This is a genomic window from Tomitella cavernea (assembly GCF_016599145.1).
GTDB lineage: Bacteria > Actinomycetota > Actinomycetes > Mycobacteriales > Mycobacteriaceae > Tomitella > Tomitella cavernae.
In genome coordinates this window covers 22,143-34,181 of sequence record NZ_JAENKO010000015.1, presented here as the reverse complement: position 1 = coordinate 34,181, position 12,039 = coordinate 22,143, and the positions used below count along the sequence as shown (strand labels likewise).

The window sequence follows — 12,039 nt, the reverse complement described above, 5'->3', positions numbered from 1 at the left end:
CTGAGTGATGCACGTCTCAGCCCCCCTCTGTGCTCGCCGGGCACGGCCGCTCACCCGATCTCGGCGGCGATCTCCATCCACCGCTCCTCCGCCGCATCCTTCTCCCCGACCGCCTGCGCCAGGTCCGCGTTGAGCGCGATGAGGCGGTCGGGGTCCGTGGCGGCCTCGGCCAGCTGTGCGTGCAGGCCGGCGATCCGTGTGTCCAGCTTGGCCACGGAGCGTTCGAGCCTGCCGAGCTCCTTGGTCATCGAGCGGTGCTCGGCCGCGGACGGTCCCGCGTCCGCGGTTCGGGCGCCCGCGCCGACGCCGCCCGCAGAGTTCTTCTGCGCCGCCCCGTCTAGCGCCGTACCCGCCTGTCCTGCCGTGGCCCCCGTCTGCGCGGCGAGCTCCTCGCGCCGCTCCAGGTACTGTGCGATGCCCCGCGGCAGGTGGGTGAGCCGGCCGTCGCCGAAAAGCGCCCAGACCGAATCGCAGATCCGCTCGATGAGGTAGCGGTCGTGACTGATCACGACCATCGTTCCGGCCCAACCGTCGAGCAGGTCCTCCAGCTGCTGCAGCGTGTCGATGTCGAGGTCGTTGGTCGGTTCGTCGAGCAGCAGCACGTTCGGCTCGCCCATGAGCACGCGGGTGAGCTGGAGTCGGCGCCGCTCGCCGCCGGACAGGTCGCCCACCGGAGTGCGCTGCCGTGCCGGGCTGAAGCCGAGCCGTTCGGCCAGTTGGGAGGCCGACATCTCTCGGTCGCCCAGCTGGACGACGCGTGCCACGTCCTCGACGGCCTCGAGCAGGCGCATGTCGGTGGGCAGGTCGTCGAGTTCCTGGCGCAGCCAGCCGATCCGCACCGTCTTGCCCTGGATCCTCGTGCCCGACGCCGGGGGCCATTCGCCGCCGAGGGTCCGCAGCAGCGTCGTCTTGCCAGACCCGTTGACCCCGACCAGGCCCACGCGCTCGCCGGGCGCCAGCCTCCAGGTGAGGTCCTGCGCCAGCACGCGGCCCTGCTCCCCCTCGCCCGCCGCCGGGGCGCGCAGCTCGACGTCCTCGAGCTCGATCACCACCTTGCCGAGGCGCCGACGCGCGAACGAGCTCAGCGCGATGGAGTCGCGCGGCGGCGGCACGTCGGCGATGAGCGCCTCGGCCGCCTCCACCCGGTAGCGCGGCTTCGACGTACGGGCCGGTGCGCCGCGGCGCAGCCAGGCGAGTTCCTTGCGTGCCAGGTTGCGCCGGCGCTCCTCGGACGCGTCGGCCTGCCGTGCCCGCTCAGCGCGCGCGAAGACCCAGTCGTTGTACCCGCCCTCGTAGCCCTCCACCTTTCCGCCGACAACCTCCCAGGTGCGCGTGGCGACGGTGTCGAGGAACCAACGGTCGTGGGTGACCACCACCAAGGCGCTCCGCCGCGACAGGAGGTGCCCGGCCAGCCAGCGCACGCCTTCCACGTCCAGGTGGTTGGTCGGCTCGTCGAGGACGAGCAGGTCGAGATCCTGGACCAGCGCCGCGGCCAGCGCCACCCGGCGCCGCTCGCCGCCGGAGAGTTCGTCGACCGGCGTGTGCAGGCGCCTGCCCTCCGGATCGGCACCGCTCGCGGTGGCGCCGCCCAGTTCCGCGCCGAATCCGATGCCGTGCAGGATCCCCCGGATGCGGCGGTCCGACGCCCACTCGTGTTCCGCCAAGCCCAGCGGGCCGAACACCACCTCGCCCACCGTCGCCCCGGGCGGAAGTTCGCCGCGCTGAGTCACCACCGCGAGGCGCAGGTCGCCCGCGGAGCTGACGCGGCCCGCGTCCGGCGGCTCCAGCCCGGTCAGCACCTCGAGCAGCGTCGTCTTGCCGCCTCCGTTGAGCCCGACGACGCCGATGCGGTCACCCTCGTGCACCCCGGCCGACACGTCGTCGAGCAGGGCCTTGATGCCGAAGCTTTTCGATACGGATTCGAGATTGACCAGGACTCGGTGGGCCATCAGGCAAGATCCTCGGGGTCGTCATAGTCGTTGTGGTCGTCGCTGAGCACGCGCGCGCCCGCCATCGGTCCGGATGCGACGCGCACCGTGCGGCACACGCCCTCGCCGGCGAGCTCCAGGCTCACCGCCAGGGCGGCGTCCTCGTCCGTGCACAGGAAAGCGCACGTGGGGCCCGAACCGGAGACGATGCCGCGCAGCGCCCCGGCCCGCTCCCCGGCCGCGAGCGTGCGCCGCAGGTCCGGCCGCAGCGACAGCGCCGCCGCCTGCAGATCGTTGCCCAGGACGGGGCCGAGCCTGTACACGTCCCCCGCGGCCAGAGCCTGCAGGAGGTCGTCGGCGGAGCCGAGCCGTCGCGGCCCGGGCCGACGCCCGCCGGATGCATCGTGCGCGGAACCGTCCGGAACGCCTTTGGCACGCAGACGGTCGAGCTCGGCGAAGACGTCGGGAGTGCGCAGCCCGCCCTTGGCGAAAGCCAGGACCCAGTGGCAGTCGTTGCGCGTGAGCACCGTCGTCAGGTCCTCCCCGCGACCTGTGCCGAGCGCCGTGCCGCCGAACAGGATGAAGGGGACGTCGCTGCCCAGCCCGGCCGCGATCCCGCGCAGCTCGTCGCGCGGCAGATCCAGCCCCCACATCGCGTCGAGCGCCACCAGCGTGCCCGCGGCGTCCGCGCTGCCGCCGGCCATCCCGCCTGCCACGGGGATCCCCTTGTCCACCGTGATCCGGGCCTTCGGCTCGCGGCCGGCGTGCGCTGCGATCGCCTCCGCGGCACGCCACACCAGGTTGCGGCGGTCGGTGGGGACGAACCGGGCACCCTCGCCCCGCACATGCACCTCGAGTCCGTGCGCCGGGACGACGCTGACGGTGTCATGCAGCGACAGCGCCTGGAAGACAGTGGTCAGCTCGTGATAGCCGTCGGGACGCAGGTCCCCCACTCCCAGATGCAGGTTGACCTTGGCCGGCACCTGCACCACCACGGGTTCGTGAACGACTCTCAGCACGGCCCACAGCCTAGTCGAGTGCCCCGCCGGGCTCCGGCGCGCGCAGCGCCCCGGCCGCGGCGAGGCGCACGAATCCGGCCGTGTCGATCCGCTCGCCCCGTGCGGACGGGTCGATCCCCGCCGTCCGCAGCCGCCGCTCGGCCTCGGCGGCACCGCCCGCCCAGCCGGCCAGCGCGGCGCGCAGGGTCTTGCGGCGCTGCGCGAACGCCGCGTCGACCACCTCGAAGACCGCGCGCCGGTGCGCCTCGTCGGCAGGCCACGGGGCGGCGGCGTACCGGTCGATGCGCACCAGACCGGACTCCACCTTGGGGACGGGCCAGAACACCGCCCGGCCCACCGACCCGGCACGCCGCACGGTCCCGAAGAACCCCGCCTTCACGCTGGGCACCCCGTACGTGCGACTGCCCGGCCCGGCGGCGAGCCGGTCGGCGACCTCCTCCTGCACCATCACGAGCGCACCGCGCAGCGAAGGGACCTCCGCGAGCAGATGCAGCAGCACCGGTACCGCGACGTTGTAGGGCAGGTTCGCGACGAGCACCGTCGGCGCGGCGGGCAGAGCGCCGCGGCGTACCCGCAGCGCGTCGGCCTCCACGACGGTGAGGCGGCCGGCCGCGTGCGGCGCCCTCTCGGCCGCAGTGGCCGGCAGCTGCCGCGCCAGCACCGGATCGATCTCGACGGCCACCACCGCCGCGGCCGCGTCGAGCAGCGCCAGCGTGAGCGACCCGAGCCCGGGCCCCACCTCGAGGACCGTGTCGTCCGCCCGCACGTCGGCCTTCTCGACGATCCGCCGCACGGTGTTGGCGTCGTGGACGAAGTTCTGGCCGAGCGTCTTCGTCGGCCGGACCCCCAGCCGCTCGGCGAGCGCACGGACCTCGGCGGGGCCGAGAAGGGCGGCGCGGCCGGTGGCCGCGCCGCCCTCGTCAGAAGTGTCGGGCATCCTCAGAATCTAGCGTGCACCGATCTTGCTGCTGCACAGTGGCCAGGCGCCCCACCCCTGCGCGGCCTGCACCTTCTGTGCGACGGCGATCTGCTGCTCGCGCGTCGCCAGGTCGGCCCGTGCGGCGTACTGCCCGCCACCGAAGGCCTGCCACGTCTGCTGGGTGAACTGCAGACCACCGTAGAAGCCGTTCCCGGAGTTGATCGACCAGTTGCCGGTGGCCTCGCACTGCGCCAGCGCATCCCACACGCCACCATGCGGCACCGACGGCGCCGACTTGGTACCGACGCGAACCTCGGCCGGTACGCCCGGATCGAGCACCCTCTCGTCCAGCTTGACGCGTTCGGTTTCCTTGCCGTCGACCGTCGTCACCTTGTAGGTGACCTCGCGGCTGCCGGGCGTGCCCGGGGAGGTCACCTCGGTCTTGCCCTTGGCGAGCGTGTCGTCGTCGGTACTCACCGCCGGCGGCTCGAAGGACTCGGTGACCGTCTCGGTCTCGGTGGCGATGCGCTTGACAGTCACCGTCATCCCCTCTTTCACGGGGGTCGACGCGGCCGGTTCCACGACGTCGTCGGCATCCAGCGGGGTACCCAGGGCAGTGAGCATGTCGCCCACGGTCGCGTCGGCGCTGTCCACCTCGATGGTCTGCCCGCCGTCGGCCAGCGTCACCGGCTTGGGCGTGGTGACCTCGAGCGCCATTCCATCCAACGGCAGCCGATGCGAACGCGACGCCGACACCTTGGCACCTGCTGTCGCGGCGTCGAACTGGGCCAGCGCCTCGGAGACCGTGCTGGCGGTGGTCCAGACGGTGCGCTGCTGACCGTCGACGGTGATCGTCAGCGGCTTGGCGTTGCGCAGCACGATCTTGTCGCCCGAGGAGACGTCCTCACCCGTCGCCGGGGCCACCACGTCGCGGTCCTCCACGGTGTACCCGGCGTCCTCGATGACTCCCTGCACCGACGAGGCCATGGTACGCACCTGGATCTGCTGGCCGTCGACGTCGAGCGTGACCGTCTTGAGCATCGCCGCCACCGCGGCGCCCCCGGCCACCAGGGTCAGCAGCAGCGCCGCCAATACAGCACGGAGAAGGAGTGACGGGGCGCGGTTGATCCGGGCGAAGGCTGACATCGGTTTCCTGTGGTGGCAGTTCCGGGCAGGGGGAAGGCACCACCGGATGTCCGCATCCCAGCGGACCGTCGGTCTTCGGCGTGCGGGCGCATGCCCCGCCGTGGCGCCCGGGACTTCCCCATCCCGGCTATCACGATCACAGGACGGTAACGAACAGGTATCGGTACTGCAATCCAGTACAGCCGCACGCCGAGGACGACTCCACACGACAGCGCCGTACGCAGGAAATACAGCGGAATTGTGAAGTGCCACACCGTTCCGCCGCGCGGGCGTGTCGACCTTCGGACCCGGAGTCCGAACCCTCGACCGGAACTACAGGTGCAGGTCGCGGCCGCGGCTGCCGTACACGCGCTCGGCGTTGGCCGTCGTGCACGCGGCGATCTCCTCCGCGCTCACCCCCCGCAGATGCGCCAGTGCACGGGCCGTGTACGGCAGGCAGTACGGCTCGTTGGGCGCCCCGCGGTACGGGTGTGGAGTGAGGAACGGTGCGTCGGTCTCGAGCAGGAATCCGTCGTCCGGCGGGATCGCCGCCGCCGCGTGCAACTCCTTGGCGTTGCGGAAACTCACCGTCCCCGAGAAGCTCAGCACGTAACCGGCGTCCACGCACCTGCGGGCCGTCTCCGGGCCGGAGGAGAAGCAGTGGAAGATCACCGTGTCCGGCGCTCCCTCGGATGCCAGCACGGCCAGCACCTCGTCGTCGGCCTCGCGGTTGTGGATCATCAGCGGCAGACCGGTGCGCTTGGCGAGGTCGATGTGCCAGGCGAAGGCCTCGAGCTGGTCGCCGCGCTCGGCGCAGCCGTCCATCTTCCCGGGCCAGTACCAGTCCAGCCCGGTCTCGCCGACGGCCACCACCCGGTCGTCCGCAGCCAACGCTTCCAGCTCCGCCCGCGCCGCGTCGTCCAGCGCGTTCGCCCGGGTGGGGTGCAGCGCCACCGCGGCGTGGACGCGCTCGTCCCAGTGCGCCGCCCGCACGGCGAAACGGGCCGCCTCAAGATCGTCGGCGATGGTCACGACACGCCCCACCCCGGCGCGCCCGGCGCGGTCGAGCACGGCGGCGAGCGAGGCGTCGTCGTGCACGCCGCACGCGTCCAGGTGCGTATGCGCGTCGATCAGGTCGCCCGCCGGCTCCGGAACCGGCGGCGCCGGGCGCTCGCGCTTCACTTGTCCACCGGGGCCCACTCCGGACCGGTCTCCCCCAGTTCCGGGGCCAGCTTGCGGAACAGCGGGGCGGGCTTGGACAACGGCGTACCCGGCTGCACCTCGGTACGCCGCCACGCCGCCTGCTCGGCGGCGTAATCGCCCATGAGCACGGGGTAGCTGCGCCCCTCTGCGGGCAGACCGGCGCCCACCGGCCCCTCCGGCAGCGACGGCGAGACCAGATCGTCGACCTCCCGGACCTCCGGCTGCGCCGCCCACACCCCGCTGCCGCCGAGCAGCTCGTGCACGGACTGCGCCGAGTGCGGCAGGAACGGCGTGAGCAGCGCGTTGGCGTCCGAGACAACCTGCAGCGAGGTGTGCAGCACGGTGGCGAGCCTGTCGGCCTGTGCCGGGTCCTTGGCCAACTTCCACGGCTCGGTGTCGGAGATGTACTTGTTGGCGGCCGACACCACGCGCATCGCCTCGGACGCCGCCGAGCGGAACCTGCTGCGCGCCAGGTCCGCGCCGACGGTGTCGAACGCCGCGTGCGCGGTCCGCAGCAGCTCCGCGTCGGCGTCGGTCACCGTGCCGGGACGCGGAATGGCGCCGAAGTTCTTGAACGCCATGGACACCGAGCGGTTGACCAGGTTGCCCCATTCGTTGGCCAATTCGAAGTTGGTCCGGCGGACGAACTCCTCCCAGGTGAAGTCCGTGTCCTGCGTCTCCGGGCCGGCCACGGAGATGAAGTAGCGCAACGCGTCGGGGCCGAACTCGCGCAAGAAGTCCCGCACGTAGATGACCGTGCCGCGAGAGGTCGAGAACTTCGATCCGCTCATCGTGAGGAACTCCGAGGACACCACCTCGGTGGGAAGGTTCAGCGCGCCGAGCGGTCCGGGCTCGCCGCCGTTCGCGCCCTCGCCCCGGTAGCCCAGCAGCTCCGACGGCCAGATCTGCGAGTGGAAGGTGATGTTGTCCTTGCCCATGAAGTAATTGCTGACGGCGTTCGGGTCCGTCCACCACTCGCGCCACGCCTCGGGATCCCCGGTGCGCGCAGCCCATTCCATCGACGCGGACAGGTATCCGATGACAGCGTCGAACCAGACGTAGAGCTTCTTGTCCCGCCGGTCCTGCCACCCCTCGAGCGGGATGGGGATGCCCCAGTCGATGTCGCGGCTCATCGCGCGCGGGCGCATGTCGTCGATGAGGTTGAGGCTGAAGCGCAGCACGTTCGGCCGCCATCCGGTGCGGCCCTTGAGCCAGTCGCCCAACGAGTCCGCCAGCGCGGGCAGATCGAGGAACCAGTGCTCCGACTCGACGAACTTCGGTGTCTCCCCGTTGATCTTGCTGCGCGGGTTGATCAGGTCTGCGGGGTCGAGCTGGTTTCCGCAGTTGTCGCACTGGTCGCCGCGGGCGCCGTCGTACCCGCAGATGGGGCACGTGCCCTCGACGAACCTGTCCGGAAGCGTGCGGCCGGTGGACGGGCTGATCGCGCCGGTGGTGGTCTTCGGCACCAGGTAGCCGTTCTTGTGCAGCGTGCGGAACAGCTCCTGCACCACCGCGTAGTGGTTGCGCGTCGTGGTGCGGGTGAACAGATCGTAGCTCAGGCCGAGGCCCTGCAGGTCGTCCACGATGACTCGGTTGTAGCGGTCCGCCAGGTCCATCGGCGCGATGCCCTCCGCGTCCGCCTGCACCAGGATCGGCGTGCCGTGCTCGTCCGTGCCCGAGACCATCAGAACGCGGCTTCCGATCATCCGCTGATAGCGCGAGAAGACGTCGGAGGGCACCCCGAAGCCGGACACGTGGCCGATGTGGCGCGGCCCGTTGGCGTATGGCCACGCGACGGCGGTGAGCACAGAGGAAGACATGCGCACAGCTTATTGCGTGCTGCGCGCAGAACTTGTCGGTGGGTTCATGCATGATTGCGAACGTGCGATCGATAGAACACATGTATGGATGACGGTTTCCGGTCACCCGTGTGGATCCCGGTACGGATCCGCACGGGTGACGGCAGTGGGAGACCGCCGTGGGGATCCGCCGCATCGGCCGCACACAGGCACGCGCACATCGAGCACGAGGGGGAGCACGATCATGTACCGAGCCGCTACCGGGACCGCTTCCAGCACGGCGCACCGCGATCGCGGCGGGCACCGCACGGGCCCGCACGAGGGGGGTTATCACGAGGGCTACTGCTGCGAGGGTCAGGGCTGCCCGGGGGTCTGCGGAGCCGACGGTTCCGCGCGGCACTCGGCCGCGCTCGTGCTGGGCGCCCTCACCGACGTCTACGAGCGCGGCTGGCAGCCGCAGGACGTCCTGCACGTCACCGGCCGGCACTTCTCCGACGTCAAGGCCGGGCTGATCACATCGTTGCTTCTCGCCCATGCCTACCGGGTCATCCCGCTGGCCGGGGCTCCCACGGAATGGTCAGACCAGATCCACGCGATGGCGCTCGCCGAGCCCGCCGCGGACAGCGCGGCACGCCGCTATGCGGGGGCGGCCACGGAGCACGGCCGGCCGGGGTGCCGCACCGGGGACCGGCCGGCCGGCGGCGCCGGCTCCGATTCTCCGGCCCTGCCCGGCGTCGGGTCCGCGGCGGACCGCTTCTCGGCCGGCGCGCTGGTACTCCTGTGGGAATCGCTGCCGGACTGGCCGCACCTGTGCCCGCCGCCGTCGCTGTGGGGTCCGCACTCCGCGTCGGCCGGCCCCGCAGGAGGCGCACCGGCCGCGGGCGCCGGCCCGCGCGCGGTCGACCCCAAGGTGCCCGCCCGCATCCGGGGCCTGCTCGCCAAAGCGGAATCCACCGACTTCCCGCACGAGGCCGAGGCACTGACGGCGAAGGCCCAGGAACTGATCACCCGGCACGCGGTGGACACGGCCCTGCTCCACCGCGCCACGGACGCGGACGGGTTCGCCGTCTCCGCACGGCGGATCCACCTGAACAATCCGTACCTGCGCGAAAAGGTGACGCTGCTCTCCATCATCGGCAGGGTGAACACGGTGCGGACCGTCTGGTCCAAACGGCTGGCCATCGCAACCGTGATCGGCCCCGAGGGCGCGCTGGAGCAGGTGGAACTGCTCTACACGTCGCTGCTGGTGCAGTGCACGCGTGCCATGCAGGCCCGGTCTCCGGGCACCGCCGCGCCGGGGCGCACCGCCGCATTCCGCCGGTCGTTCCTCGTCGGATTCGCCACCCGGATCGGGCAGCGGCTGGCGGAGTCGCACCGGCAGGCGACCCGGGACGCGGCCGCCGACGCAGGCGTGCGCGACGGCGTCCTCGTTCCCGTTCTGCGAGCCCAGGACGACGCGGTGCACAAGGCGGCCCAGCGCCTGTTCCCGCATTCGCGCCCCACGCACGCGGGAAAGATCGACCCCGTCGGCTGGTGCGCCGGCACGGACGCCGCGGAAACCGCGACCATCACCGCCGGCGGCCGGCGTCTCCCCGGCCGCCTCCCCCTACCCGGCGCATGAGCCCCGCGAGCGGACGCGTGACACCGGCAGACCGGGCGCGGCCCGTTCGCACCCGATCCACGGTCGTGACACCCTGATGCGATGTTGCAACAGTGCCTGGGCCCCGGAGCGTCCGTGTCCGCGGTGCTCCGGGGGCTCGGCGCACGGGCCGCGCGCCGCGCCGCGGCGGGGCCCGCCGCGCTGACCGGCCGGTGGTTCGGGGCCGCTGCTGTGATCGCGCCCGAGTGCCGGGCGCTCCCGGTGGACCCACGGCACGCATTCGGCGCAGACGCCCACCGGCCCACCACATCGACTGGGGATGCCCCCGCGCCGGGCCGCCCCGCGATCGGCGGCGGCTGGATCGGTTACTTGTCCTACCCCGACGGCGCTCGCGCGACCACCGGCCACGGCAGGCTACCCGCCGCCGCAGGAGCCTGGACGGACAGCGTCCTCGTGCTCGACACCGACGGGCGCTGGTGGTGGGAGTCGCTCACCGGGGTGCGCTGCCCGAGCGATATCGCCGCACTCACCGCGCGCACCGACGACGGCGCCCCGGGACCGGGCTGGTCCGTGGACTGGCGCCGCCCCGACGCGACGCAGCATCGCCGCAACATCGCAGCGTGCCTCGAGGCCATCGCGGCCGGGGAGATCTACCAGGCGTGCGTGTGCACCGCCTTCAGCGGGCGCTTCGCCGGGTCGCCGTTGGGATTCTTCGCCGACGCCACGGCCGCCACCACGCCACTGCGCGCCGCATACATCGACGGCCACGGCGGCGCGGTCGCCTCGCTGTCGCCCGAGACCTTCCTCAGCCGCAGCGGGAACCGGGTCGAGTCGAGCCCCATCAAGGGGACCGCCCCGCTGACCGCACCGCCGGGCCGGTTGCGCCGTTCCGTCAAGGACGTGGCCGAGAACATCATGATCGTCGACCTGGTGCGCAACGACCTCGGCCGCGTCGCAGCCGTCGGCTCGGTGCACGCCCGACGCCTGTTGGAGGTGCAGCGGGCGCCCGGCGTGTGGCATCTGGTCTCCACGGTGGCCGCCACCCTCCGGCCGGGGACGGCCGACACCGACCTGATCGACGCGACGTTCCCCCCGGCGTCGGTCACCGGAACGCCCAAAGCCCGGGCACGGGACCTCCTCGACGGGTGGGAAAACCGGCCCCGCGGCGTCTACTGCGGCACGGTCGGCATGTTCTCGCCGGCCGCGGGCCTCGAGCTCAACGTGGCCATCCGCACGGTCGAATTCCGCCCCGACGGCACGGCGGTACTGGGCGTCGGCGGCGGAATCACCGCGGACTCGGATCCCGAGTCGGAATGGCAGGAGTGCCTGGACAAGGCGGCCAGCATCGTCGGCCTGACCCCGTCATCTGCCGCCGACGACGGTCGTCGTCCCGTCATCCCCGCGCGGTGAGAACCGCCTGGTAGAGCTCCCTTTTCGACACCCCCTGCTCCTCGCCCACCTGTGCACAGGCGTCCTTGAGGCGGGCCCCGCCGTCCACGCGGCGTTCCACCTCCCCCACCAGATCCGCCGCCGACCGGCGGCGGGGCGCCGCGCCGGCGAGCACCACGGAAATCTCGCCGCGCACCCCCTCGGCGGCCCATGCGGCCAGTCCCCCGAGTGTGCCGCGGCGCACCTCCTCGTAGGTCTTCGTCATCTCGCGGCACACCGCGGCGCGCCGGTCGGGGCCGAGCACGGCGACCGCGTCATCGAGGCACGCGGCGAGCCGGTGCGGCGACTCGAAGAACACGCTCGCGCGCGGCTCGTCGCGCAGAGTCGCGAAGAACTCCCGGCGCTTCCCCGGCTTGCGCGGCGCGAACCCGTCGAAGCAGAACCGGTCCACGGGCAGCCCGGACAGGGCGAGCGCCGTCGTCACCGCGGACGGCCCAGGAAGGCAGGTCACCCGGTGGCCTGCGGTGATGGTCGCGTCGACGAGACTGTAGCCCGGATCGCTCACCGACGGCATTCCCGCGTCGGTCACCAACAGCACGGTCTCCCCGGAGGCGATCGACTCCACCAGCGCGGGGATCCGCGCCGACTCGACCTGGTCGTAGAAGCTGACGACGCGCCCGCCGATGGCCACCCCCAGCGCCGCGGCGAGCGCCCGCGTGCGCCTCGTGTCCTCGGCCGCCACCACGTCCGCCTCCGCGAGGGCCGCGCGCAGACGCGGTGAGGCGTCACCGGTCTCGCCCAGCGGCGTCGCCGCCAGGACCAGGCGCCCGCACTCCCCTCGTGGCCTGCCGCCGGTGGCCGCGTCGCGATCGGCGGAACCGCCGTGCGGAGCGCCGGAGCCATCGGCACCGACAGCGTCGCTTTCGTCCCTGCCGGCGTCCGTCCCGGTGTCGCTCTCGTCCATGCCAGCTGAGCCTACGGACATCCACCGCCCTCGATGCAACGCCTACCATCGTCGTGTGCCGCCGATGACCACCGCCCGCAGTGCCGACTCCTC

At 72.4% G+C, this 12,039-nt stretch carries 9 protein-coding genes; 2 read left to right on the top strand and 7 right to left on the bottom strand.

The genetic code is table 11. The annotated features are described in order from the left end of the window. Positions 1-50: 50 nt before the first annotated feature. From JJ683_RS07430 to metG, 6 genes are all read right to left on the bottom strand, one after another. Positions 51-1,949, bottom strand: a complete 1,899-nt coding sequence (locus JJ683_RS07430; protein WP_200172673.1) for an ABC-F family ATP-binding cassette domain-containing protein — start codon at positions 1,947-1,949, stop codon at positions 51-53. Further along, positions 1,949-2,947 (bottom strand): 4-(cytidine 5'-diphospho)-2-C-methyl-D-erythritol kinase, encoded by a 999-nt coding sequence (locus tag JJ683_RS07425; RefSeq protein ID WP_200172671.1) that lies wholly within the window; start codon positions 2,945-2,947, stop codon positions 1,949-1,951. Before JJ683_RS07425 ends, JJ683_RS07430 begins: the two co-directional genes overlap by 1 nt. Positions 2,948-2,957: 10 nt before the next feature. After that, the gene (rsmA, locus tag JJ683_RS07420) at positions 2,958-3,884 is read right to left on the bottom strand and encodes a 16S rRNA (adenine(1518)-N(6)/adenine(1519)-N(6))-dimethyltransferase RsmA (RefSeq protein ID WP_200172669.1); all 927 of its coding nucleotides are present in this window, start codon (positions 3,882-3,884) and stop codon (positions 2,958-2,960) included. A gap of 9 nt (positions 3,885-3,893) precedes the next feature. Then, positions 3,894-5,012, bottom strand: coding sequence for a resuscitation-promoting factor (locus JJ683_RS07415; RefSeq protein WP_200172667.1), 1,119 nt, complete (start codon positions 5,010-5,012; stop codon positions 3,894-3,896). Positions 5,013-5,324: 312 nt separating this feature from the next. Continuing rightward, positions 5,325-6,173: a TatD family hydrolase gene (locus tag JJ683_RS07410; protein ID WP_200172665.1), complete on the bottom strand. Its 849-nt coding sequence runs from the start codon at positions 6,171-6,173 to the stop codon at positions 5,325-5,327. After that, positions 6,170-8,014 carry a methionine--tRNA ligase gene (gene metG, locus JJ683_RS07405; protein ID WP_200172664.1) on the bottom strand — a complete coding sequence of 615 codons (1,845 nt, stop codon included), beginning with the start codon at positions 8,012-8,014 and terminating at the stop codon, positions 6,170-6,172. Before metG ends, JJ683_RS07410 begins: the two co-directional genes overlap by 4 nt. Before the next feature lie 223 nt (positions 8,015-8,237). Between metG and JJ683_RS07400 the strand changes: the two genes are divergently transcribed. Together JJ683_RS07400 and JJ683_RS07395 are read left to right on the top strand one after the other, a co-directional pair. Further along, complete coding sequence (locus JJ683_RS07400; protein ID WP_200172662.1) at positions 8,238-9,614, top strand: DUF2786 domain-containing protein; 1,377 nt, start codon at positions 8,238-8,240, stop codon at positions 9,612-9,614. Between the two features lie 81 nt (positions 9,615-9,695). Next, positions 9,696-11,003: an aminodeoxychorismate synthase component I gene (locus JJ683_RS07395; protein WP_200172660.1), complete on the top strand. Its 1,308-nt coding sequence runs from the start codon at positions 9,696-9,698 to the stop codon at positions 11,001-11,003. Here the strand turns inward: JJ683_RS07395 and rsmI are convergent. Beyond that, positions 10,987-11,946: a 16S rRNA (cytidine(1402)-2'-O)-methyltransferase gene (rsmI, locus tag JJ683_RS07390; protein WP_200172658.1), complete on the bottom strand. Its 960-nt coding sequence runs from the start codon at positions 11,944-11,946 to the stop codon at positions 10,987-10,989. The genes JJ683_RS07395 and rsmI overlap by 17 nt on opposite strands. Between the last annotated feature and the right edge of the window lie 93 nt (positions 11,947-12,039).

Excerpts from the sequence above, each read along its gene's own strand:
- JJ683_RS07430 (WP_200172673.1), bottom strand. The coding sequence starts at position 1,949 with ATGGCCCACCGAGTCCTGGTCAATCTCGAATCCGTATCGAAAAGCTTC.
- rsmA (WP_200172669.1), bottom strand. The coding sequence starts at position 3,884 with ATGCCCGACACTTCTGACGAGGGCGGCGCGGCCACCGGCCGCGCCGCC.
- JJ683_RS07415 (WP_200172667.1), bottom strand. The coding sequence starts at position 5,012 with ATGTCAGCCTTCGCCCGGATCAACCGCGCCCCGTCACTCCTTCTCCGT.
- metG (WP_200172664.1), bottom strand. The coding sequence starts at position 8,014 with ATGTCTTCCTCTGTGCTCACCGCCGTCGCGTGGCCATACGCCAACGGG.
- JJ683_RS07400 (WP_200172662.1), top strand. The coding sequence starts at position 8,238 with ATGTACCGAGCCGCTACCGGGACCGCTTCCAGCACGGCGCACCGCGAT.
- JJ683_RS07395 (WP_200172660.1), top strand. The coding sequence starts at position 9,696 with ATGTTGCAACAGTGCCTGGGCCCCGGAGCGTCCGTGTCCGCGGTGCTC.
- rsmI (WP_200172658.1), bottom strand. The coding sequence starts at position 11,946 with ATGGACGAGAGCGACACCGGGACGGACGCCGGCAGGGACGAAAGCGAC.